The following is a 21530-nucleotide window of genomic DNA, read 5'->3' on the forward strand; positions in this document are numbered from 1 at the left end:
AATTGTTTAAGTAGTTTAATAGGTATGCCTCATTGGTTTTAATATTACAGCGTCTATGAATTGTTAATAATCACAGCTTATTTAATAGTTTAGCTTAGAGCTGCGGATTTTTGTTTGTTTTATCTGCTTAAAACAATTCTAAAAGCAGACATTAGCAGTAATTAGTTTAGATGATATTTTTGTTTTAGTATTGCTATAAAAGTAGGCGGTTTTTAATCACCACCTTACATTTTGAGCTATATCAACGTGGATGTCGATAGGGTATAATTCGCGCCTTTTGTTATTGAACGGCCAATTTTATGAGCACATTAAAAGCTGATCGCGCCTTATTCTCATACCCTAAGTATTGGGCTGAGTGTTATGGCACAGCCCCATTTTTACCAACAACACGCGAAGAAATGGACGCGCTTGGCTGGGATAGCTGCGATATTATTATTATTAGCGGTGATGCTTATGTAGACCATCCTAGTTTTGGGATGGCCGTAATTGGCCGTGTGCTTGAAGCGCAAGGATTTAGAGTGGGCATTATTGCTCAGCCTGATTGGAACTCTAAAGATGCGTTTATGGCATTGGGTAAGCCTAACTTATTTTTTGGTATTACAGCCGGTAACATGGATTCGATGATCAATCGTTACACCGCTGAAAAACGTATGCGCCACGATGATGCTTATACACCGGGAAATGTAGGTGGTAAACGCCCTGACCGTGCCGTGATCATATACTCACAACGTTGTCGTGAAGCCTATAAAGATGTGCCACTGGTGTTAGGGGGCATTGAAGCCAGCTTGCGTCGTATTGCTCATTACGATTATTGGCAAGAGAAAGTACGCCGTAGTGTATTGTTTGACGCTAAGGGTGACATTTTAATTTATGGTAATGCCGAACGTCCATTAGTTGAAGTGGCGCATCGTATCGCTGCAGGTGAAACCATGGATACCATACAAGATGTGAGAGGCACGGCGGTTATTCGTAAGGAGCCTTTACCCGGTTGGCGCGGCAGTGATTCAACCGCGATTGATAAAATTGGTAAAATAGATCCTATTCCTAATCCTTATGGTGCGGATGATGTGGGTTGTGCTAAATCAGAATTTAAGCAAGCGGGTATTGATTTAAAAGCCGAAGCTGCAAAACCAATTACCATTCAGCCTGCGCGCCCTAAACCATGGGAAAAAACTTACGTTAAGCTACCCGCTTTTGAGCAGGTCAGTGTTAATAAACCATTGTATGCCCATGCATCGCGTATTTTGCACCAAGAAACTAACCCCGGTTGTGCAAGAGCGCTATTTCAGCGTCATGGCGATCGCTCTATTTGGGTGAATCCGCCAGCTTATCCACTTGAAACCCAAGAAATGGATGATGTGTTTGGTTTACCGTATCAGCGTATTCCGCACCCAAGTTATGGCGACGATAAAATTCCTGCTTACGATATGATTAAAACGTCGGTAAACATTATGCGTGGTTGTTTTGGCGGCTGTTCGTTCTGTTCTATTACTGAGCATGAAGGGCGAATAATACAAAGCCGCTCACAAGAATCAATTATTGAAGAGATTGAGCAAATTAGAGATAAAGTGCCGGGCTTTACTGGGGTTATTTCTGATTTAGGCGGACCGACCGCAAATATGTACAAACTGCGTTGTACCAGTAAAAAAGCAGAGAGTACCTGTCGCCGCTTGTCGTGTGTGTATCCTGATATTTGTAAGCATATGGATACTGACCATACCCCGACTATCGATTTATATAAAAAGGCGCGTGAGGTTAAAGGGATCAAAAAGATCTTAATTGCTTCGGGCGTACGTTATGACCTTGCTGTACGTGATCCTCGTTACGTTAAAGAGCTAGTAACTCATCATGTTGGTGGATATTTAAAAATAGCCCCAGAACACACAGAAGACGGCCCATTATCAAAAATGATGAAGCCGGGTATGGGCGCCTATGATGAATTTAAAGCGCTATTTGATAAGTACTCTAAAGAAGCAGGTAAAAAGCAGTATTTAATTCCATACTTTATTTCTGCTCACCCAGGGACTAAAGACGAAGACATGGTGAATATGGCTTTGTGGCTGAAATCGAATGACTTTAAGCTTGATCAGGTGCAAAACTTTTACCCATCACCGATGGCTAATGCGACCACCATTTATCATACTGAAATGAACTCGCTGCGTAATATTAAAAATAATACTGAGCAAGTTGCGGTACCAAAAGGCGCGCGCCAGCGTCGTTTGCATAAAGCGATTTTGCGTTACCATGATCCTGCCGGTTGGCCAATGATCCGTGAAGCCCTGCGTAATATGGGCAAAGCTAAACTCATTGGTAAAGGTCCAAATTGTTTAGTGCCAGAAGAAGGCAGAGATGAAAGGCAAACCAAAGGCGGTAAAGGCAATAAGGGCGGTCGTCCTGCGCTTACTCGTCATACTGGCTTTAGTCAGTTTAAAAAAGCCAACACTAAACCTAAGGTAGGCGGTAATCGCCAGCGCGCTAAGTAGCCTTAACTTATGTAAAGTAACTATCGGCTTAAACAAAAACACCGCGTATTGATGCGGTGTTTTTGTTTATAAACGTTTATAAAAAGATTAAATCAATAACCAAGTCGCAGTACCTAAGAAGGCAAATATACCAACAATATCAGTTACTGTGGTTAGTACCACACTGCCTGCAAGTGCTGGATCTATTTTCATTTTTTTAAGCAATAGTGGGATACTAGCACCCGCAATACCTGCCGCAACTAAATTCATAAACATAGCAAACGCTAAAACACCACCGAGTTTGAAATCCCATTGCCAAAGCGCAACGACACCGGCAATTAGGATAGACCAAACCATACCGTTAATCGCGCCGATAGCGAGTTCTTTTAATAATAAAAAACGTTGGTTAGTTTGGTTAATATGACCTACGGCAATACCGCGAATAACCAAAGTTAAAGTTTGGCTGCCTGCAACCCCACCCATTGACGGGACAATGCCATTGAGCACAGCAAGAATTGGTAATATAGCTAAGGTGTTTTCAAAAAAGCTCGCCACAATTGCAGCCAGCAATGCAGTTAGTAAGTTTACACCTAGCCAAATTGAGCGCTTTTTAGAGCTTTTTAAGACCGGCGCAAAGGTATCTTCTTCATCATCAAGACCCGCTAAGCTTAATAAGCTATGCTCTGCATCTTCACGGATAACATCAACGATATCATCAATAGTAATACGACCAAGCAAATGCGCGTTGTCATCGACAACTGGTGCCGATATCCAGTTATGCCGTTCAAATAGTTGCGCTACTTCGCTTTCATCCATTGAAATAGGAATAGATTCACACTCTTCATCCATTAAATCCTGAACAATTTTCTCTGGAGGATTAGTTAATAAAGTGCTTAGCGATAAGGCGCCTAAAAAACAGTTATGTTTATCTACAACGTATAAGTCATCGGTGCCTTCTGGTAGCTCACCGCGTAAGCGAATATAACGTAGTACAACATCTAGAGTTACATCAGGGCGAATAGTTACGGTATCGATATTCATCAAGGCGCCAGCAGAGCGCTCCTGATAGGATAGAGCTTGTGTTGCACGTTCTCTATCTTGAATATCCATAGCGCTGACAACGTCTTTATAAACGGTGTCAGGCAGACTACGTAGCACTTCCCCTAAGTCATCATGGCCCATGTCTTCTGTTGCAGCCGCAATGTGCTCAGGTGCCATTTGCGCAATAATACCCAAACGTACGTCTTCAGAGAGCTCTTCAAGTACATCGCCCTGTACATCAGGATCAACCAGTTGCCAGAGCATGCGACGAATTTTATGGGGAGATGATTCTAAAAGAAGTGCGGTATCACAAGGTGCCGTTTTTGCTAGCATGCGCCTAACTTGAACAAATTGACCACTATTTAGTGACTTGGTCACCTGTTTTAGTTGTTGTAGTGGAATATCTTGTTCTAAAGCTTCAGGCATTGGCGTCCTTAATTAAATTTTATTACATAGTGGAAGGGTTATGAATGCTATTCAATTTTAGTTTATCTTACTTTATATGAGCAAACTACCTCAACCACTATTAACCTTAGCTTAGGATGATGATTTAATGATGAACTATTTTATTCTTGCTCATTAAATCGTTGGTCAATGAGCTCACCAATTGCATTAAGTGCAGGTTCTGCGTCAGGGCCTTCACATACTACCTTCACTTCTTTGCCTTGACTGCTCTCTAGTAACATAAGTGCTAATACACTATCGCCAGCGGCTTGTTTATCGTCTTGAAATAAAGTGATTGAGGCATCAAATTGCACAGAAAGCTGTGCCAGTACTGTTGCCGCTCTGGCATGCAGGCCTAATTTGTTTTTTATTAAAAATGTGTTTTCTAACCGCATTACTATTCTCTTTGATGTTATTCTTGTTCTCTGTGACGAATTTTTACATTAGGATGACTCATTGCAAAACTTTCACCTATAGTTTGCGCTAAGTAAACAGAACGGTGTTGTCCACCAGTACAACCTATGGCTATGGTCAAATAGCTGCGGTTATTTCTTTCTAAATGCGGCAACCATGTTTGTACAAAGGTTTGAATTTGCCATGTAAATTTTTGTACTATGCTGTGGCTGGCTAGGTAGTCTTTTACCGGTTGATCTAGCCCTGTGAGTGGCTTAAGTTCAGGCTCCCAATGCGGGTTTGGTAAAAATCGGGCATCGAATACGTAATCTGCTTCTTTGGGTATACCGTGCTTAAAACCAAATGACTCAAAGGTAATGATCAGTTGTTTGTCTTTTTTACCGAGTATTTTTTCACGGATAGACTCAGCCAGCTGATGCACACTTAAATCAGTGGTATCAATCATATGATCAGCATGATTGATCAAAACATCCAGTAGTTGTTTTTCTTTTTTTATTGCTAAATCAAGCGGTAGAGAATCAATAGAAAGAGGGTGAAGACGCCTAGTTTCCGAAAAGCGTTTAATTAATGTTTGATCGTCACTGTCTAAATAAAACACCGTTGGTTTAGTGAAACCAGGTAAATATTCAATGATTTCATTAAACTGTTGCTGCTCTTTAGGTAAGTTACGCACATCAACACTTACGGCAATTTTGTTGTAGCTGTCGGAAACACTTCGAACAAGAGATGGTAATAAATTTAAAGGAATATTATCTACACAATAATAACCTAAATCCTCAACAACCCGTAACGCAACAGATTTACCAGAACCTGAGCGACCACTTATAATTATTAATTCCATTTATCACCCTTTATTGTTACTACGGTTGACTGACAATGACTTGGTACAGCTCATTGTCGGATTTTGCCGCCCGTAATTGCTTACAAAATTCTTTATCGTTGAGCTTATCTGCAATGGTAGCTAAGGTCTTTAAATGCTGTTGATTGTCACCGTCGGGGACAATTAAGGCAACAAAAATGTCGACCGGTCGGTTATCTATCGCATCAAAATTAATAGCCGTTTCGCTCACCAGTATAAGTGCAAGAGGCTCTTGTGCACCACTCATACGACCATGTGGAATTGCAATTCCTCGGCCTATACCTGTGCTCCCTAGCTTTTCTCTAGCGGTTAACGCGTTGAGAATATCTTGTTGGGTTAAATAGGGCAGTTTATTGTGAGCCAATTCACTGATAAATTCTAAAATTCTTTTTTTACTATTAAAAAGGACCGCAGCTTTACTGCAGTCCTGACAGATAAGTGAGCTTAGTTTCATAGTGTTAGTGTCGAGCAAGTTTCTCTTTGTGTTTAATTACTTGACGATCTAGCTTGTCAATCAGCGAGTCTATAGCGGCATACATATCTTGATGTTCAGTAGAGGCAAAAATTTCAGCGCCACTAACATGAACGGTTGCTTCAGCTTTTTGGTTTAGTTTTTCTACATCGAGAATAACATGCACATTCGTTATGTGATCAGTGTGCCTCTGCAGCTTTGCAAATTTACTATTTACGTAGTCTCTAAGCGAGTCAGTAATATCTACATGGCGACCAGTTAAGTTCAGTTGCATAAACATTTTCCTCTTTGTTGTACGCCTTAAATCAAACTTTTTCGTTGATTCGACGGGGGAATAGCTAGAGATTCGCGATATTTTGCAATAGTTCTCCTTGCTACTTTAATTCCTTGCTCTGCCAATATATCTGCAATTTTACTATCACTCAATGGTTTAGCTGAGTTTTCTGCCGCGATTAATTTTTTAATTAATGCGCGAATTGCTGTTGATGAACATTCGCCACCGTTTTCAGTGCTTACATGGCTTGAAAAGAAATATTTAAGCTCAAAAATACCCCGTGGTGTATGCATGTATTTTTGCGTAGTAACACGCGAAATAGTCGATTCGTGCATTTCTACCATTTCTGCCACATCATTAAGCACCATAGGCTTCATCGCCTCAGGACCATGTTCAAAAAAGGCCTGTTGCTGTTGCACAATACAGTTAGTTACTTTAAGTAGCGTGTCGTTTCTACTTTCTAGACTTTTTATAAACCATTTTGCTTCTTGCAAGTGTGAGCGAATAAACTGGCTATCACCACTTGATTTAACAGTACGTGACATAGCCGCATATTGGCTGTTTACCCTAATTTTAGGCATGCTATCAGGGTTTAGTTCAACCACCCAACGCCCTTTAATTTTTTTAACCGACACATCAGGAATAACATACTCTGACTCTTCTCTGACAATAGTGTCTGCCGGTTTTGGGCTAAGGGTATGAATTAACGTCATGATCTCTTTAAGCTCATCTTCTTTGAGCTTAGTTTTTTTCATTAACGTGCGATAATCACGTGCCGCTAGTAAATCAATATGATCGGTTAAAATCATTTTTGTTTCGTTTAAAAAAGGCGTGTCTTTATCAAATTGATTAAGTTGAATACACAAACACTCTTGTAAACTACGCGCGGCTATTCCTACTGGATCAAATAATTGAATACGCTTTAATACCGCTTCTATTTCATCAAGTTCAACTTCATCTTCGTCGTCGTTTTCTTGATTAAAGCTTTCTAAAATTTCTTCACAGCTAAGGGTTAAAATACCTGAGTCGTCCACGGCTTCTACTATTGCAATCGCAATGGCTTCATCTGTAGGACTAAATGGCGTCAGTTGCAATTGCCACATTAAATATTCATGCAGCGTTTCAGTTGAAGAGCCTTGATAAATTGATTCATCTTCAGGCATCGGTCCCGATGAAGAGGCAGGTGCTGCGCTCATGTATTCATCCCATGTAACGTCCATTGCCATATCATCGCTAATGGTGTCTTTGCTCATGGCTTCGCCGCTGTCTTGCTCATACTCGCTAGGTTTTTCGTCAGCTGAAGCACTTAGCGTTGATTCATCGTTATCGGCTTTTTGTTCGTTTTTACCCGCAGCATCTTCGCTGTAATCTTGTTCTTCAACTTCAAGCAAGGGATTGCTATCGAGCGCTTCTTGAATTTCTTGCTGGAGATCCAATGTACTGAGCTGCAATAAGCGAATTGCTTGTTGCAACTGTGGAGTCATTGTAAGTTGCTGGCCCATGCGCAGCTGTAATGATTGCCTCATTTATCTCTAACAATCCTTTTAAATTACGGTCTGTTGACCTTTACGGATTAAAATTTGTTCAAACTAGGGGCGGTTTAATCGCGGCGCGAGGTTTGTAACCTAGTGGGCTAAGTCAAAACCGAGCAACAAAAAGTAAATCGTCCCTAGGCAGAACCCGAAGGCCAGCGCCTGTTTGGCATTGATGCTGCGTTATCGCCTATTTATGGGGAATACCACATCACATAGGCTCTGCCTTGCCTAAATACCAAACAGACTGCTGCAAATTCAACCTTGAAAGGTCAACAGACCTAAGTATAATTAATCTTAGCAGATGCTTAGTGGAATAACACAAATATTAGAGCTTGAACTGCTCGCCCAAATAAACATCGCGTACTGTTTTATCGTTTAATACGTAATCTGGAGTGCCTGATGCAATTAACTCCCCATGAGAAACTATGTAGGCTTTTTCACAAACATCAAGTGTTTCGCGTACGTTGTGATCTGTGATCAATACGCCAATCCCTCGATTTTTAAGATGCTCTATGATCTTTTTAATATCTAATACAGAGATAGGATCAACCCCTGCAAAGGGTTCGTCTAATAGTATAAATTTAGGATTTGCTGCTAATGCCCGGGCAATTTCAACACGGCGGCGTTCACCGCCTGACAGAGCCATACCTTGGCTGTCACGAATATGCTGAATGCTAAATTCATCAAGTAAATTATTTAAGGTATCTTCACGTTGTTGTTTATTAAGCTCTTTACGTGTTTCTAAAATAGCCATTAAGTTTTGGTAAACCGTCAGCTTTCTAAAAATCGATGATTCTTGTGGTAAGTAACCAATCCCTAGGCGAGCTCGGCTGTGCATTGGTAATAAAGTGATATCTTGATCATCTATTGATATTTTACCTTTATCGCTCGGTACAAGCCCTACAATCATGTAAAAGGTCGTGGTTTTACCTGCGCCATTGGGGCCAAGTAAACCGACAATACTGCCAGCTTCGACTTCTAGGCCAACATTTTTCACCACTTCACGGCCTTTATAGCTTTTTGCTAATAGCTCTGCTTTTAATGTGCTCATGGTTGGCCTTTATCGTCTTCTTTTTTGTTTTCAACAGGCACCAAAATGGTGTGTACACGATCGGTTGAATTTTCATCTTTTTCTGCGCTAATCAACTGCTGCTCTATATCGTAGGTGATACTTTTAGCGGTAATTTTTTGACCTGCTTGAGCGATGCTGGCATCACCGATTAAGGTTAAAAAACGTTGCGATACATCATAGCGAACTTCATTGGCACTGGCGCTCATGATGGTGCCATCAGCTTGTGTTTCTTCAAAGTAAGCAGGGCTACCTGTGGCAATTAAAAGTTGCTTATTCTCGCCTAAGTCATCACGTTTATGTACTTCTAAACGATCGGCGGTAATGCGGCGATTACCATGAATAATTTCAACATTCTTTTCAAAAATGCCCACGTTTTCTTTTAATTGACCTTCCTGTCTGTCAGCACTAATTGAAATTTGATTAGCCACAGGGGCTTCAACGGCCTCCTCTGCATGGCTATGAAATGCAATCAGTAGTGAAGGAACAATTAAAATTTTAAATAGGTTATTGGTCATAATATAGGGTTCGCGTATGGTTAATAAGTTTAATCACTTCGGTTTTTAAATCGGCTTCAAGGCCTTTACCGATGATTTTTAAATTAGGTCCTGTAATAACGACTGGCTGCTGTGACTGCATAGTGAGTAGTTTTATATCTACATTGATGCTATCGGCTGTGATCGTATCGATCATTGCGTTATCGACTAAATTTAGCGCTTTCACATTACCCTCTAACACCAGTTGCCGATCGTCGTAGAGGGTGGCTTCATCAGCGTTAATACGCCATGTTTGCTGTTCGTTATATAACGTAAATATAGGTTTTTCAAAAAAGGTAAAACCGAGTTGTTGATATAACTCCATTTTTACCGCAGTCACTTTATGGCTTACTTTACCTTGATCATTGTAAGCGGTTTGTTTTAGCTCAATCGCGGTATAATCGGGTCTAGCAATAACTTGAGTTTGTTCATCCGCAACAATATCTACCTGAGTAAAGTAAGGATACCAAAGCCAAACCATACAGCTTATGAATAAAACGCTCAGTATAATGCGCGCCACATTCATGAACTGGTTCCTTGGCTGGTAAGTGGCTTATTGTTTTCAAGCATTAGTAAGTCTGTTAACTCTCTTACTGCGCCAAAGCCGCCAGGCAGCTGAGTAACATAATGCGATAAACGTTTAATCAGCGGGTGGGCGTCGTTCACGGCTACTGCAAACCCGACTTTTTCCATTACTGGCATATCAGGGCCATCGTCGCCTATGTAGGCAATTTGCTCATCGCTAAGCGCTAATTTTTGTTTTAATTCTTGATAGGCGATGAGTTTGTCTTCTTGGCCTTGGTATATATGTTGTACGGTTAAACTACTCATACGTTGTTGAACTATTTGTGAGTGACGACCTGTGATCACGGCAACTTCAAAACCACTATTAATAAGGGCTTTAATGCCAAATCCGTCTTTGGTATTAAATGCTTTGAGCTCTTCACCTTGGTTACCAAGATAAATACGCCCATCAGAAAACACACCATCAATGTCGCAAATTAATAATTTTATTTTTTTGGCGCGCGCTTTTGCATCATCACTTAACGGTTGGTAAAGATCTTCAAACTGCATTTATAGCACTCCCGCTTTTAGTAAGTCTTGCATATTTAGTGCGCCAATGGGCTGATTATGCTCATTAATCACAATTAAACCATTAATACGTTTTTGTTCCATAATGTTCAGTGCTTCAGCCGCGAGCATGTCTTGTGTGGCTGTTGTGCATGATTTAGTCATCACAACATTAATTTCTGTGCTGTGTATATCAACACGTTGCTCTAAAATACGGCGTAAATCACCATCGGTAAACAAACCAGATAATTGTTGGTTACCATCTATAATAGCGGTCATGCCGAGTCCTTTGGCTGACATTTCAATTAGGGCGTCTTTAATGGTTTGCGTTTCATTAATAATAGGCGTGTGAATACCGCTGTGCATTACATCTTTTAAGGTTAACAGTAAGCGTTTGCCTAAACTGCCACCTGGATGCGACAGAGCAAAATCATCTGCGGTAAAGCCACGGGCTTCCAATAATGCGACTGCCATTGCATCACCCATAGCGAGTGTTGCCGTGGTACTTGCCGTTGGCGCTAGGCCTAATGAGCAGGCTTCTTGTTCAACTTTAATACACACATGCACATTTGCCAATGTTGCCATAGTTGACGTTTCGTTACCTGTCATAGCAATCATTTTAGCGCCAATGCGTTTTAATACCGGAATAATATTAAGCACTTCACTGGTTTCGCCAGAGTTAGAAATAAGCATAACTACATCACTGGCAGTGATCATACCTAAATCACCATGACTCGCTTCACCAGGGTGAACAAAAAATGCGGGGCTACCAGTACTCGCTAAAGTGGCTGCTATTTTATTACCGATATGGCCCGATTTACCCATGCCAATAACAATAATACGGCCTGAGCAGTCATACATTAATTGACACGCTTGGTTAAAGCTTTCATTAACGTATTGTGCGATATCGTTGAGTGCTTGGCGTTCTATATCAAGGACGCGTAAGCCTTGTTGAATAAAATTTAGCGTTGCCATGGATCACCCTACTTGACTAAAAATATAACCTTGGTAAATCATAAATGCGACGATGAGCAAGCCACCTTCTAGTCTATTGATACGTCTTTGACCTCTAAAGTTCAATGACATAGCAATAAGTGCCAAGGTTGCACCTATCATAATGATAACATCACGGTTAGCTACTGATGCGTCAATAACCGATGGGTTAATTAATCCTGCCAGCGGTAATACCGCTAAAATATTAAAGATATTTGAGCCAACAATGTTACCCAGTGCTAGGTCATCTTCATTTTTAAGAACACCCGCAATAGAGGCTGCAAGTTCAGGTAAGCTGGTACCTATGGCTATTATGGTTAAACCAATTACTAAGTCACTTAAGCCAAAGTATTTAGCAATATCGACGGCTGAGCCAACTAAAAAGTGTGAGCTAACCGGCAGTAAAATCATACCCACTACCAACCAAAAAACGGCTTTTTTGGTTGGTACGTTGTCAGGTACTTCATCACAGGCTTCGCTAACAAAGGGGTCGTCTTGGTTTTTTGCTCGCAGTGATACAAAAATAAGCCCACCAATAAAAACAACAAAACCAAACAGTAAGGCTGCGCCTTCAAAAAACGAAAAGTAGTTATCTGAAAAAATATACCAAGTGGCGATAGACACCAGTAATACCAATGGAATTTCACGCCTTAGTGTACTTGAAGAAACTGAAAGTGGTCTTAAAAGCGCTGTAATACCTAATACTAATAGTATGTTAGTTATATTTGAACCTACCGCATTACCAACCGCCGTATCGGTTTTATTAGCCAAAGCAGCTGAAGCGGATACCATCATTTCAGGCGCCGATGAGCCCATAGCTACCACGGTTAAACCTACTATTAATGTTGGTACGCCAAAGTTTTTAGCCAGTGCAGCTGCACCATAAACAAACCTGTCTGCACTCCATACGAGAGCTGCAAAACCGAGAATTAAAATGACAAACGAGGTAACCATTGTGATAAGCCAGCTAGTGTAAATTCAGATAGCGCGAATAGTAACAAAAGCCACCATAAAAGTATAAGTAAAAGAGTAAGCTGTAATACATTAGACGGTTATTAAAATAATTTTTTACTAAGTTGATTTGGTTGTTTAAGCGTCGGTTAAGTCAATTTATCGCAGTCTTATAACTGTTTTGGCGGCGCTATTACAAAATCTTACGAATTGTTTTTTCCATCTTGACCAAAAAACCCTTAAAATAGAAATATGAGAGAATATTGTTATGGAGAGCGACTTGTCGCAATCAATAGTAGAAGTAAAGGATGTTACCTTTTCTAGAGGCGATAGGGTCATATATAAAAATATGAGCTTTGATGTCCCAGAGGGTAAAATTACTGCCATTATGGGGCCAAGCGGAATTGGCAAAACCACGATGCTGCGCTTAATTGGTGGCCAGCTCAAACCTGACTCCGGTGATATTTTATTTAAAAAAGACAGCATAGTCGCCATGTCGCGTAAAGAACTCTACGCGGCACGTAAACGCATGAGCATGTTATTTCAAAGCGGTGCTTTATTTACCGATATGTCGGTGTTTGACAATATCGCATTTCCTATCCGCGAGCACACACAACTCAGTGAAGACTTAATCCGTCTAGTGGTTTTAATGAAACTTCAAGCCGTTGGCTTACGTGGTGCTAAAGATTTAATGCCTTCAGAGTTATCTGGTGGTATGGCACGTCGTGCAGCTTTGGCTCGCTCTATAGCGCTTGATCCTGAACTTATTATGTATGATGAGCCTTTTGCAGGACAAGATCCCATTTCAATGGGAGTGTTGGTTAAGCTGATTAAGTCATTAAATGAAGTGCTTGGTTTATCTTCTTTGATTGTTACACATGATGTGAATGAAGTAATGAGCATTGCCGACCATGTTATTATTATTGCCGAGCAAGGTGTGATTGGAAGCGGCACGCCAGATGAAATGCGTCAGCATGAATCACCACTGGTGCAACAATTTTTAAAAGGGTTATCAGATGGGCCTGTACCATTTCATTATCCAGCACAAACCTATGCAGATGAACTGTTAGGAGAGCCGCAGTAATGTTGGATTTACTACAAAAAATAGGCCATAAAACACTGGGTCGTTTTGCTGCACTTGGGCGTTCAACGCAAATGCTAGCAAGTGCACTATGGCATTTACCCAATTTTAAAAAAGGTACGCCTCTACTGGTGCGCCAACTCTACATGGTTGGTTCACAATCGCTGTTGATTATTGTGGTGTCGGGCTTATTTATCGGCATGGTTTTAGCTCTGCAAGGTTATACCGTTTTAGTTGATTATGGTGCAGAAGACAGCCTTGGACCTCTAGTGGCGCTTAGCTTGTTACGTGAGCTGGGGCCTGTGGTTACTGCATTATTATTTGCAGGTAGGGCAGGCAGTGCGTTGACGGCTGAAATCGGTTTAATGAAAGCCACCGAGCAGTTATCGTCGCTAGAGATGATGGCTATCGACCCGCTTAGGCGTATTATTGCGCCGCGATTTTGGGCTGGCTTAATTAGTATGCCGTTACTGGCGTTAATTTTTTCAGCGGTCGCTATTATTGGTGCTCACTTGGTGGGTGTTGATTGGCTAGGCGTTGATACTGGAAGCTTTTGGTCAATAATGCAAGCTCAGGTGTCGTTTGAAAAAGATATACTAAACGGTTTAATTAAAAGTATCGTATTTGCGATTGTTGTCACTTGGATTGCGCTTTATAAAGGGTATGACTGTATTCCTACATCAGAAGGGATCAGTAAGGCAACAACAGAAACAGTGGTGCACTCATCACTGGCGGTATTAGGTTTTGACTTTATTTTGACAGCGGTAATGTTTACTAGCTAATAGGGTATTAAATAATGAATTCACGGAAATTAGAAATTTTAGTTGGTTTTTTTGTCGCACTAGGTATTTTGGCGTTTTCAATGCTAGCGCTTAAAGTGGCTAATTCAGGTATTAGCGGCTCAGGTGAAACCTACACATTAAACGCCAAGTTTGAAAATATAGGCTCATTAAAAACTCGCGCGCCTATTAAAGTAGGGGGAGTTGTTATTGGTCGTGTCGAGTCAATTTATGTGCACCCGCAAGAGTTTTTACCTGTGGTGAACATGAGTATTGATGCGCAGTATTTATGTCGTTTTTCAGACACCAGTTCTATCTCAATTTTAACCTCGGGTATTTTAGGCGAGCAATATTTAGGTATTAACCCTGTGATCGCCTCAGATTCAGCTAAACAACGTTGTTTAGGCGAAGATGTTGCAAACAGTGCGCAAGACCAAGCTATTGACGATTTATTTGGGGTGCAAAGCAAAGCATTAGCAAGTGGCGATTCAATCACTGATACTAAGTCGGCATTGGTACTTGAAGAATTAATTGGCCAGTTTTTATTCAACCAAGGTAGTGAGTAATTATTATGTTGAAAACATTTTTAGCAAATGTCGCATTGGTAAGTTTAATGCTAGTACAAAGCGTGCATGCCGATGAAGTTAAATTGGTTGATCCGAATAAAATGGTGCGTCAGGTTGCTGATAATACTTTTGAGCGTATTACCAAAGACCAGCCATTAATATCTACCAACAAAGAACATTTAAGGGTCATCGTTGAAGAAGAGCTGATGCCTTACATTGACTACAAATATGCAGCACTAAGAGTGTTAGGTAGCGAAGTGTCTAAGGTACGCGCCATTACCGACAAAGCAGAAAAAGCAAAAGCAATTGAAGATATTCAGCGTTTTATTGGCGCGTTTAGAGAGTACCTTGTTGCCACTTATGCTGGCGTTTTTACCCAGTATACTAATCAACAAGTTGAATTTGCTGCCGAGCAGCCTTTTAAAGGCAAAGATGTGGTGATGATAAAAACCAAAATTGTAGAAGCCGGTAAGCCTGATATTAAAATTGATTTTAAAGTACGTGAAGATAGAAGTGGCGAATGGCGCGCTTACGATATGATTGCTGAAGGCATTAGCTTACTTGATGCAAAACAAAGTGAGCTTCAGGGCATTTTACGCCAACAAGGTATTGACCACGTTAGCGACCTGTTAGAGCAAAAAAGTAAGTTACCGGTTCAGTTTAGAGGCAGCGACACAAATGACTAAATTGGCAATCAGCCAAGTCGATGAACAGCATCTACGAGTCAGTGGTGAATTGACTCATAATTCAATTGGCAATGAACGGCTTCTGAACACTAAGCGACAAACTGAGCATAAAACCCTTTATTTTGACCTAAGTGAGGTGACAAGGGTTGACACAGCCGGCTTAGCTTGGTTAATTCACTCTTTTACAGAATTTAAGCAACAAGGCATTCGCCTTGAATTGCAAAACCCACCTGAACAACTGCAAAACCTTATGCAGTTAGGCCAGGTTACAACCCTATTTGAGTGAGAGTTATGGAAACGAGTCAAGTCGAAACATTATTACGCGACGAACTTCAGTTAGCTGAAGTACATGTAAAAGCCAATGGCAGTCATTATGAAGTAATCGCTGTCGGTGAATGCTTTGACGGATTAAGTCGTGTTAAAAAGCAACAGCTAGTGTATGGCCCATTAATGAACACTATTTCAGACGGTACCATTCATGCTGTTTCTATCCGCGCTTTTACTCCGACAGAGTGGAAACGTGAGCAAAAATTCATTTTACCGCAATAAATAAGGCCCCTTAGATGGATCAATTTGTAATTCAAGGTGGCACTTCACTCGCTGGTGAAGTAACTATTTCTGGCGCTAAAAACGCAGCTCTTCCGATTCTATTTGCAGCTTTATTAGCTGATGGCAAAAGTACTTTCACTAACGTACCACATCTTCGCGATATCATCACGACCGAAGCCTTACTGAAAACGTTAGGCGCTGATGTTCAGTGGCAGGGCGATTCACTCATTATTGATGGTGCAACGGTAAATAGCACGTTAGCGCCTTATGACTTAGTAAAGCAAATGCGTGCGTCAGTGCTTGCACTTGGTCCTTTAGTCGCTCGATTTGGTGAGGCACAAGTATCCTTACCTGGTGGCTGTGCTATTGGTGCGCGCCCGGTTGATATTCATATTCAAGGCTTAGAGCGTATGGGCGCTCAAATAACCGTTGAAAACGGTTATATTAATGCCAAAGTAGATGGTCGCTTAAAAGGCGCTGAAGTTTTCATGGAAATGATCAGCGTAGGTGCTACTGAAAACTTACTGATGGCGGCAACGCTCGCCGAGGGTAAAACAGTACTAGAAAATGCAGCGCGCGAGCCCGAAATTATCGATTTAGCCAATTGCTTAATTGCTATGGGGGCTAAAATCAGTGGTGCGGGCTCAAGCCGTATTGAGATTGAAGGGGTTGAGCGTTTATCAGGTTGTGAGCACCGCATATTACCGGATCGTATTGAAACAGGTACCTTTTTAGTGGCTGCAGCGATGGCTGGCGGCGAAGTACTATGTAAAATGACCGACTTTCATTCACTTGAGCCAGTAATAGAAAAACTACGTGCAACCAATGCGTTATTAGAAGTGCACGATGACAGTATTTATTTAGACATGCGAGGCCGAGAGCTAAAAGCGGTGAATATTAAAACTATGCCTCATCCAGGTTTTCCAACCGATATGCAAGCGCAGTTTACCGCATTAAATGTGGTGGCTAATGGTAGTGCGACGATTACCGAAACTATTTTTGAAAATCGTTTTATGCATGTGCCTGAGCTACAACGTATGGGCGCTAATATTCGCTTAGAAGGCAATACGGCCTTTTGTGGTGAAACAAAAAGCTTATCGGGTGCGCAAGTAATGGCAACTGACCTTCGTGCATCAGCGAGTCTTATTCTAACGGGGATTGTAGCCCAAGGCGAAACGGTTGTTGATCGTATTTATCATGTAGATAGAGGTTATCAGCGTATTGAAGATAAACTCAGTGCGCTAGGTGCTAACATCAAACGCAAAAGCAATTAGTTATACTAATACGATTATTATTCTAATCCATAAAAACGCGATAATCTATCGCGTTTTTTATGTCTAATGCCAAAGTATAAATAAGCGCTTTATAGCTTGGTTTCAAGCTCTGCTACTTTCACCATTATTTTTTGTATTTTACCGTTACGGTATAGCTCAAACTCAATTTCTTTCCCCGGTTCGGTACTGCCTATTTTTTTCAATACATTTTGTGGATTAGCCACTGAAAGCCCAGCAATTTTAATCACAATATCTTGCTCTTCTATACCCGCCTGCCATGCAGGGCCTAAAGGGTCTAGGTTGGTAATACGCATGCCTGCAACGGGCGTTAAGCTATCATTGACCTCTTTACCTGTACTGTCTACCGCTGTGCCTTCAAAGCCCAAATAGCCGCGCACAACACGACCATGGCGAATAAGTTTGCCCATTACCTCTTTTGCCAAGGTGTAAGGCACCGCAAAAAAGATCCCTTGTATATTTAAGTTTTCACGGGTTTTAAACTGGGCAGAGGTGATCCCTACTAAATCGCCATTAGAATTTACCAGTGCACCACCAGAGTTACCTACGTTAATAGCAGCGTCCATTTGCAATAAGTTATTGTAAGGACTGTCGGTAATTTTTTGCTTACCGGTGGCGCTAATGATCCCCTGAGTAATGGTTTGCCCTAAGTTAAGTGGGTTTCCGATGGCTAATACTAAATCGCCTACACTCGAACTGTAGTTATCGTTAACGGGTATAACAGGCAGGTGATTGGCATTTATTTTTAATAATGCTAAGTCGGTAATAGTATCAAAGCCAATGAGTTGCACATCAAAAAAACGTCTGCCGTCAGTAAGAATAACCAGTATTTGATCGGCATTATTGATCACATGGTAATTAGTCAAAATATAACCGTCAGGTGACATGATCACCCCAGAACCAAGCTCTTGCACCGTATTTTGGCGTTTATAGCGTGGCTCTTTAGAAATGCTTTCTGAAAAAATGGTGACAACCGATGGCGCTGCGCGCTTAACTGCGTCAGAAAAGCTCAAATGACTTGCAGTCATTGCACTGGGTAGCGGCACGTTAGGTAGCAATGCAGTGCGCATGTTAGGGCTAAAAAAAACCACTAAAAAAGCAATGCCTAAACCGGCAAATAGAGGAGGAAGTACAAATTTTAGAAGTTTTAGCACGGTATTCTTATTGTTAGTGAGCAATCCCTTTATGATGGCACAAAAAAATAACAGCGGCAAGTGCCGCTGTTACTTTTATTGTATTATTACTGAATTAATACAAAAATAGATTCACGTCCGCGTTTCACACCTAACACAATATTACCTTGAATATCTTCGATAATTTTGTTCATGTCGCGAATGCTTTCTACTCGTTGACGGTTTACTTGCACAATAACATCGCCTTCTTCAAGGCCTACTCGTGCTGATGGCGAACGAGGGTCGACAGAGGTCACCTCAATCCCTTTCATTTTGTTCTTCTTCACGTTTTCAAGCGTTGCACCTTGGAATGCTGGGTGTAACTCTTCGCCCGCAGCGGTAATGCCTGATGCACCATCTAGGGTTACTTCCACATTTTTAACTTTACCGTCACGGTAAATCCCCAACTGTACTTCACGACCCTCACCTAAGGTGGCAATTTTACTGCGTAGCTCATGGAATCCGCTAATTTCACTGCCGTTAATGCTAATAATTACATCGCCTGCTTTAATTCCCGCTTTGCTGGCTGCGGTGTCATCCATTACCTGCATAACATAAGCCCCTTGTTTAACATCAAGCTGCTGTGCTTTAGCAAGACCTGCATCAAGAGGGCGGCCTGAAATACCTAACGAACCACGGCGTACTTCACCATGCTCTACAATTTGATCAACTAGGTTTTTCATCATATTTGACGGAATAGCAAAGCCAATCCCCACATTTCCACCTGATGCACCTAAAATAGCGGTATTAATACCAATCAGCTCACCGTTTAAATTAACTAAAGCCCCACCTGAGTTACCTTGGTTTATCGCGGCATCGGTTTGAATGAAATCTTCGTAACCCTCAATATTTAAGCCACTGCGGCCTAATGCGCTAACAATACCTGAGGTAACCGTGTGGCTTAAACCAAAAGGGTTACCAATTGCGACGGCAAAATCACCGACACGTAAGTCATCTGAGTTAGCTAGCTTTACTGCGGTTAATTCATCTGCGTCTATTTGTAGTAGCGCAATATCAGACTCTTTATCGCTACCAATTTTTGTTGCTTCATATTCGCGGCCATCTTCAAGGGTGACTACCATTTTTTCAGCGTCTTGCACTACATGGTTGTTAGTAACGACATAACCTTTGTCAGCATCAATAATAACTCCTGAGCCTAAACCACTAAACTGGCGCTTTTGGCTACGTGGCTGCGGGTTGCCAAAAAAGAAATCGAGCGGGTCACCGCGTCGGCGAACCTCTTTAGAGCCTGAAACCTGAATACTCACTACACCTGGGGTAATTTGCTCAAGCATAGGGGCAAGTGTTGGTAATTGTTGACCATTAACGGCAACCGGCAATTTAGCAAACGAGGCGGTTGGACTTAGTAATAAGCTGGTAGATAAAATAGCAGCACTGATAAGTGATAATTTCATTTTCATAGTCAGGGTTTACTCCACTTAAAAAGCAAAAGGCTGCAATAAGCAGCCTCAAAAAAGTATATCAGTAAGATAAAACAACAAAGCTGTTATATCTAAAGACTATGGGGTCAAAAAAAAGTTCATCAAGATGCTTTAGAAGTATTCACATCACCAGCAAATAATCCTGATTTACCCGACACATAATCAGCTGGTTGGGCATCGGCGTTTGAGCGATCTGAACTACGTTCTTTTAATGACGCTTGTAACTGTTCGGTGGTTTCTTTAGAGAAAAACGGTTCAGCAGGGGCTTTATTTCTGTCTTCAAGTAACAGTTGATTAGTTTCTTCAACATGACTTAATAACTGATCGTAGTTTTCTTTCATTTTGTTTACTAACTTACCAGTATTCGCTAAATGGTCGGCAACATCTTGGCGATACTGCTCAAGCGAATGCTTAGCTTGCTCTGCTTGTTGCTCTAATTCATCATGTTTAAACTGTTTTTTAGTGACAAAGGCACCAACGAAAAATGCAGCAATAGCAACTACTACCACTAATCCTACCCATGTAAATGTACCCATAAATTCACCTCTATGCGAAAATAACTAAAAAAATTTAGTTCAATAATAATTCATACTAAGTCTAATATACCCTGAGTATTGATGCGTGTTAATATGCTTTACAAATTAAACTGTGTTTTAACTGTAAATAGATATGACTCCTTGGCAAACATACCAGCAAGACCTTCAACGCGATGACTTTGTACATGACGCAGCACAAGAAAATGCAGTTCGTCATTTACAGCGTTTATACGACGATTTAACACAAGCAAAACCACAATCTAAAGGCTTTTTTGCAAAGCTTTTTAATAAAGCAGAGCCAGCTCCCATTAAAGGTTTATACTTTTGGGGTGGCGTAGGCCGTGGTAAAACTTACCTTGTTGATACTTTTTACGAAGCTTTACCGGGCGATAGAAAAATGCGAGTGCATTTTCACCGTTTTATGCACCGAGTACACGACGAGCTTAAAAAGTTAAACAACACAGCAAACCCATTAGAAACAGTTGCCGATATTTTTAAAGCAGAAACAGACATAATTTGTTTTGATGAGTTTTTTGTTCAAGACATTACCGATGCCATGCTGCTCGGTGGTTTAATGGAGGCGCTATTTGCTCGTGGTATTGTGTTGGTTGCAACCTCTAATATTATACCTGATGATTTATACCGCAACGGCTTACAACGCGCTCGTTTTTTACCGGCTATTGCCTTAGTGAATAAGCATACTGAAATAGTAAATGTAGATTCCGGTGTTGATTACCGGTTACGTACACTGGAACAAGCAGAAATTTTTCACAGCCCGCTTGATGAGCAAGCTGATAAAAACCTATTTGAATACTTTGATAAGCTCTCCCCTGAGGCCGGTAAAGTAGACACCCCAATTGAAATAGAAGGGCGGATGATCAAAACCCGCAAGGTGTCTGATTGCATCGTTATGTTTGAATTTAGCGAACTGTGTGAAACCGCACGTAGCCAAGTGGATTACATGGAAATAAGCCGATTATATAACACAGTTATTTTATCAAACGTAAAACAGCTTGGACAAAATAATGATGATGCAGCAAGGCGTTTTATTGCGTTGGTAGATGAGTTTTATGAGCGTAACGTTACCTTAATTATCTCTGCGGAAAAACCCATTACCGAGCTCTATACACAAGGCAATTTAAACTTTGAATTTAAACGCTGTATTAGTCGCCTGCAAGAAATGCAATCGTTAGAATATTTAGCCCGAGAGCATTTAGCTTAAAATACGAAGGTTAGCGGGCGACGGGCTGCGGGTCTCGAGCAAAACACCTAACTTCTAAATAAAAAAACCTTGCGATGTTAACCA

At 41.1% G+C, this 21530-nt stretch carries 24 protein-coding genes; 9 read left to right on the top strand and 15 right to left on the bottom strand.

Features of this window, described 5'->3' with window-relative positions; translation table 11 throughout:
- The first annotated feature begins 299 nt into the window (after positions 1 to 299).
- The gene (locus P20439_RS05350) at positions 300 to 2483 is read left to right on the top strand and encodes a YgiQ family radical SAM protein (protein WP_008115511.1); all 2184 of its coding nucleotides are present in this window, start codon (positions 300 to 302) and stop codon (positions 2481 to 2483) included.
- A gap of 87 nt (positions 2484 to 2570) precedes the next feature.
- Here P20439_RS05350 and mgtE read toward each other — a convergent pair whose 3' ends face one another.
- From mgtE to P20439_RS05410, 12 genes are all read right to left on the bottom strand, one after another.
- Positions 2571 to 3929: a magnesium transporter gene (gene mgtE / locus P20439_RS05355; protein ID WP_008115512.1), complete on the bottom strand. Its 1359-nt coding sequence runs from the start codon at positions 3927 to 3929 to the stop codon at positions 2571 to 2573.
- 140 nt (positions 3930 to 4069) lie between these two features.
- A complete protein-coding gene (locus tag P20439_RS05360; protein ID WP_008115514.1) occupies positions 4070 to 4342 on the bottom strand; it encodes an HPr family phosphocarrier protein in 273 nt (90 codons plus the stop codon).
- Positions 4343 to 4359: 17 nt separating this feature from the next.
- On the bottom strand, positions 4360 to 5202 hold the full coding sequence (gene rapZ, locus P20439_RS05365; protein ID WP_008115516.1) for an RNase adapter RapZ: 843 nt from the start codon (positions 5200 to 5202) through the stop codon (positions 4360 to 4362).
- A 19-nt stretch (positions 5203 to 5221) separates the two neighbouring features.
- Positions 5222 to 5674 carry a PTS IIA-like nitrogen regulatory protein PtsN gene (ptsN, locus tag P20439_RS05370; RefSeq protein WP_033104262.1) on the bottom strand — a complete coding sequence of 151 codons (453 nt, stop codon included), beginning with the start codon at positions 5672 to 5674 and terminating at the stop codon, positions 5222 to 5224.
- Between the two features lie 4 nt (positions 5675 to 5678).
- Entirely contained in the window at positions 5679 to 5966 is a 288-nt protein-coding gene (gene hpf / locus P20439_RS05375) for a ribosome hibernation promoting factor (protein WP_008115519.1), read from the bottom strand.
- A gap of 26 nt (positions 5967 to 5992) precedes the next feature.
- Positions 5993 to 7492, bottom strand: coding sequence for an RNA polymerase factor sigma-54 (locus P20439_RS05380; RefSeq protein WP_008465110.1), 1500 nt, complete (start codon positions 7490 to 7492; stop codon positions 5993 to 5995).
- Positions 7493 to 7826: 334 nt separating this feature from the next.
- The gene (gene lptB / locus P20439_RS05385; protein WP_008115523.1) at positions 7827 to 8552 is read right to left on the bottom strand and encodes an LPS export ABC transporter ATP-binding protein; all 726 of its coding nucleotides are present in this window, start codon (positions 8550 to 8552) and stop codon (positions 7827 to 7829) included.
- A complete protein-coding gene (gene lptA / locus P20439_RS05390) occupies positions 8549 to 9088 on the bottom strand; it encodes a lipopolysaccharide transport periplasmic protein LptA (protein ID WP_008465112.1) in 540 nt (179 codons plus the stop codon). The genes lptB and lptA overlap by 4 nt, the downstream gene beginning before the upstream one ends.
- The gene (gene lptC / locus P20439_RS05395) at positions 9078 to 9632 is read right to left on the bottom strand and encodes an LPS export ABC transporter periplasmic protein LptC (protein WP_008465114.1); all 555 of its coding nucleotides are present in this window, start codon (positions 9630 to 9632) and stop codon (positions 9078 to 9080) included. Before lptC ends, lptA begins: the two co-directional genes overlap by 11 nt.
- A complete protein-coding gene (kdsC, locus tag P20439_RS05400) occupies positions 9629 to 10180 on the bottom strand; it encodes a 3-deoxy-manno-octulosonate-8-phosphatase KdsC (protein ID WP_008115528.1) in 552 nt (183 codons plus the stop codon). The genes lptC and kdsC overlap by 4 nt, the downstream gene beginning before the upstream one ends.
- Complete coding sequence (locus P20439_RS05405) at positions 10181 to 11152, bottom strand: KpsF/GutQ family sugar-phosphate isomerase (RefSeq protein ID WP_008115530.1); 972 nt, start codon at positions 11150 to 11152, stop codon at positions 10181 to 10183.
- Between the two features lie 3 nt (positions 11153 to 11155).
- Positions 11156 to 12124 carry a calcium/sodium antiporter gene (locus P20439_RS05410; RefSeq protein WP_036932956.1) on the bottom strand — a complete coding sequence of 323 codons (969 nt, stop codon included), beginning with the start codon at positions 12122 to 12124 and terminating at the stop codon, positions 11156 to 11158.
- A 265-nt stretch (positions 12125 to 12389) separates the two neighbouring features.
- Here P20439_RS05410 and P20439_RS05415 point away from each other — a divergent pair, with 265 nt between their 5' ends.
- From P20439_RS05415 to murA, 7 genes are read left to right on the top strand one after another with little or no spacing between them, the layout of a single operon-like run.
- Positions 12390 to 13205, top strand: a complete 816-nt coding sequence (locus P20439_RS05415) for an ATP-binding cassette domain-containing protein (RefSeq protein ID WP_076918908.1) — start codon at positions 12390 to 12392, stop codon at positions 13203 to 13205.
- Positions 13205 to 13984, top strand: coding sequence for a lipid asymmetry maintenance ABC transporter permease subunit MlaE (mlaE, locus tag P20439_RS05420; protein ID WP_008115536.1), 780 nt, complete (start codon positions 13205 to 13207; stop codon positions 13982 to 13984). Before P20439_RS05415 ends, mlaE begins: the two co-directional genes overlap by 1 nt.
- A 14-nt stretch (positions 13985 to 13998) precedes the next feature.
- Positions 13999 to 14547 (top strand): outer membrane lipid asymmetry maintenance protein MlaD, encoded by a 549-nt coding sequence (mlaD, locus tag P20439_RS05425; RefSeq protein WP_008115537.1) that lies wholly within the window; start codon positions 13999 to 14001, stop codon positions 14545 to 14547.
- Between the two features lie 5 nt (positions 14548 to 14552).
- On the top strand, positions 14553 to 15233 hold the full coding sequence (locus P20439_RS05430) for a phospholipid-binding protein MlaC (protein ID WP_008465117.1): 681 nt from the start codon (positions 14553 to 14555) through the stop codon (positions 15231 to 15233).
- A complete protein-coding gene (locus P20439_RS05435; protein ID WP_008465119.1) occupies positions 15226 to 15519 on the top strand; it encodes a lipid asymmetry maintenance protein MlaB in 294 nt (97 codons plus the stop codon). The genes P20439_RS05430 and P20439_RS05435 overlap by 8 nt, the downstream gene beginning before the upstream one ends.
- A gap of 5 nt (positions 15520 to 15524) precedes the next feature.
- A complete protein-coding gene (locus P20439_RS05440) occupies positions 15525 to 15782 on the top strand; it encodes a BolA family protein (RefSeq protein WP_007378312.1) in 258 nt (85 codons plus the stop codon).
- A 14-nt stretch (positions 15783 to 15796) separates the two neighbouring features.
- Positions 15797 to 17056 carry a UDP-N-acetylglucosamine 1-carboxyvinyltransferase gene (murA, locus tag P20439_RS05445; protein ID WP_008465122.1) on the top strand — a complete coding sequence of 420 codons (1260 nt, stop codon included), beginning with the start codon at positions 15797 to 15799 and terminating at the stop codon, positions 17054 to 17056.
- 89 nt (positions 17057 to 17145) lie between these two features.
- Here the strand turns inward: murA and P20439_RS05450 are convergent, their stop codons facing one another.
- The 3 genes from P20439_RS05450 to P20439_RS05460 form a co-directional block, all read right to left on the bottom strand.
- Complete coding sequence (locus P20439_RS05450; protein WP_008465124.1) at positions 17146 to 18228, bottom strand: trypsin-like peptidase domain-containing protein; 1083 nt, start codon at positions 18226 to 18228, stop codon at positions 17146 to 17148.
- An 86-nt stretch (positions 18229 to 18314) separates the two neighbouring features.
- Positions 18315 to 19667: a Do family serine endopeptidase gene (locus tag P20439_RS05455; protein ID WP_008465125.1), complete on the bottom strand. Its 1353-nt coding sequence runs from the start codon at positions 19665 to 19667 to the stop codon at positions 18315 to 18317.
- A 122-nt stretch (positions 19668 to 19789) separates the two neighbouring features.
- Complete coding sequence (locus P20439_RS05460) at positions 19790 to 20224, bottom strand: YhcB family protein (RefSeq protein WP_008465126.1); 435 nt, start codon at positions 20222 to 20224, stop codon at positions 19790 to 19792.
- 133 nt (positions 20225 to 20357) lie between these two features.
- Between P20439_RS05460 and zapE the strand changes: the two genes are divergently transcribed.
- Positions 20358 to 21446, top strand: coding sequence for a cell division protein ZapE (gene zapE, locus P20439_RS05465; protein ID WP_008465128.1), 1089 nt, complete (start codon positions 20358 to 20360; stop codon positions 21444 to 21446).
- Positions 21447 to 21530 lie beyond the last annotated feature (84 nt).

Source organism: Pseudoalteromonas sp. BSi20439 (assembly GCF_000241165.1).
In the GTDB taxonomy this organism is placed as follows: Bacteria; Pseudomonadota; Gammaproteobacteria; order Enterobacterales; family Alteromonadaceae; genus Pseudoalteromonas.

What these genes read in the sequence shown, in the direction of transcription:
- P20439_RS05350 (WP_008115511.1), top strand. Translation starts at nt 300, where the DNA reads ATGAGCACATTAAAAGCTGATCGCGCCTTATTCTCATACCCTAAGTAT.
- mgtE (WP_008115512.1), bottom strand. Translation starts at nt 3,929, where the DNA reads ATGCCTGAAGCTTTAGAACAAGATATTCCACTACAACAACTAAAACAG.
- P20439_RS05360 (WP_008115514.1), bottom strand. Translation starts at nt 4,342, where the DNA reads ATGCGGTTAGAAAACACATTTTTAATAAAAAACAAATTAGGCCTGCAT.
- rapZ (WP_008115516.1), bottom strand. Translation starts at nt 5,202, where the DNA reads ATGGAATTAATAATTATAAGTGGTCGCTCAGGTTCTGGTAAATCTGTT.
- ptsN (WP_033104262.1), bottom strand. Translation starts at nt 5,674, where the DNA reads ATGAAACTAAGCTCACTTATCTGTCAGGACTGCAGTAAAGCTGCGGTC.
- hpf (WP_008115519.1), bottom strand. Translation starts at nt 5,966, where the DNA reads ATGCAACTGAACTTAACTGGTCGCCATGTAGATATTACTGACTCGCTT.
- P20439_RS05380 (WP_008465110.1), bottom strand. Translation starts at nt 7,492, where the DNA reads ATGAGGCAATCATTACAGCTGCGCATGGGCCAGCAACTTACAATGACT.
- lptB (WP_008115523.1), bottom strand. Translation starts at nt 8,552, where the DNA reads ATGAGCACATTAAAAGCAGAGCTATTAGCAAAAAGCTATAAAGGCCGT.
- lptA (WP_008465112.1), bottom strand. Translation starts at nt 9,088, where the DNA reads ATGACCAATAACCTATTTAAAATTTTAATTGTTCCTTCACTACTGATT.
- lptC (WP_008465114.1), bottom strand. Translation starts at nt 9,632, where the DNA reads ATGAATGTGGCGCGCATTATACTGAGCGTTTTATTCATAAGCTGTATG.
- kdsC (WP_008115528.1), bottom strand. Translation starts at nt 10,180, where the DNA reads ATGCAGTTTGAAGATCTTTACCAACCGTTAAGTGATGATGCAAAAGCG.
- P20439_RS05405 (WP_008115530.1), bottom strand. Translation starts at nt 11,152, where the DNA reads ATGGCAACGCTAAATTTTATTCAACAAGGCTTACGCGTCCTTGATATA.
- P20439_RS05410 (WP_036932956.1), bottom strand. Translation starts at nt 12,124, where the DNA reads ATGGTTACCTCGTTTGTCATTTTAATTCTCGGTTTTGCAGCTCTCGTA.
- P20439_RS05415 (WP_076918908.1), top strand. Translation starts at nt 12,390, where the DNA reads ATGGAGAGCGACTTGTCGCAATCAATAGTAGAAGTAAAGGATGTTACC.
- mlaE (WP_008115536.1), top strand. Translation starts at nt 13,205, where the DNA reads ATGTTGGATTTACTACAAAAAATAGGCCATAAAACACTGGGTCGTTTT.
- mlaD (WP_008115537.1), top strand. Translation starts at nt 13,999, where the DNA reads ATGAATTCACGGAAATTAGAAATTTTAGTTGGTTTTTTTGTCGCACTA.
- P20439_RS05430 (WP_008465117.1), top strand. Translation starts at nt 14,553, where the DNA reads ATGTTGAAAACATTTTTAGCAAATGTCGCATTGGTAAGTTTAATGCTA.
- P20439_RS05435 (WP_008465119.1), top strand. Translation starts at nt 15,226, where the DNA reads ATGACTAAATTGGCAATCAGCCAAGTCGATGAACAGCATCTACGAGTC.
- P20439_RS05440 (WP_007378312.1), top strand. Translation starts at nt 15,525, where the DNA reads ATGGAAACGAGTCAAGTCGAAACATTATTACGCGACGAACTTCAGTTA.
- murA (WP_008465122.1), top strand. Translation starts at nt 15,797, where the DNA reads ATGGATCAATTTGTAATTCAAGGTGGCACTTCACTCGCTGGTGAAGTA.
- P20439_RS05455 (WP_008465125.1), bottom strand. Translation starts at nt 19,667, where the DNA reads ATGAAAATGAAATTATCACTTATCAGTGCTGCTATTTTATCTACCAGC.
- P20439_RS05460 (WP_008465126.1), bottom strand. Translation starts at nt 20,224, where the DNA reads ATGGGTACATTTACATGGGTAGGATTAGTGGTAGTAGTTGCTATTGCT.
- zapE (WP_008465128.1), top strand. Translation starts at nt 20,358, where the DNA reads ATGACTCCTTGGCAAACATACCAGCAAGACCTTCAACGCGATGACTTT.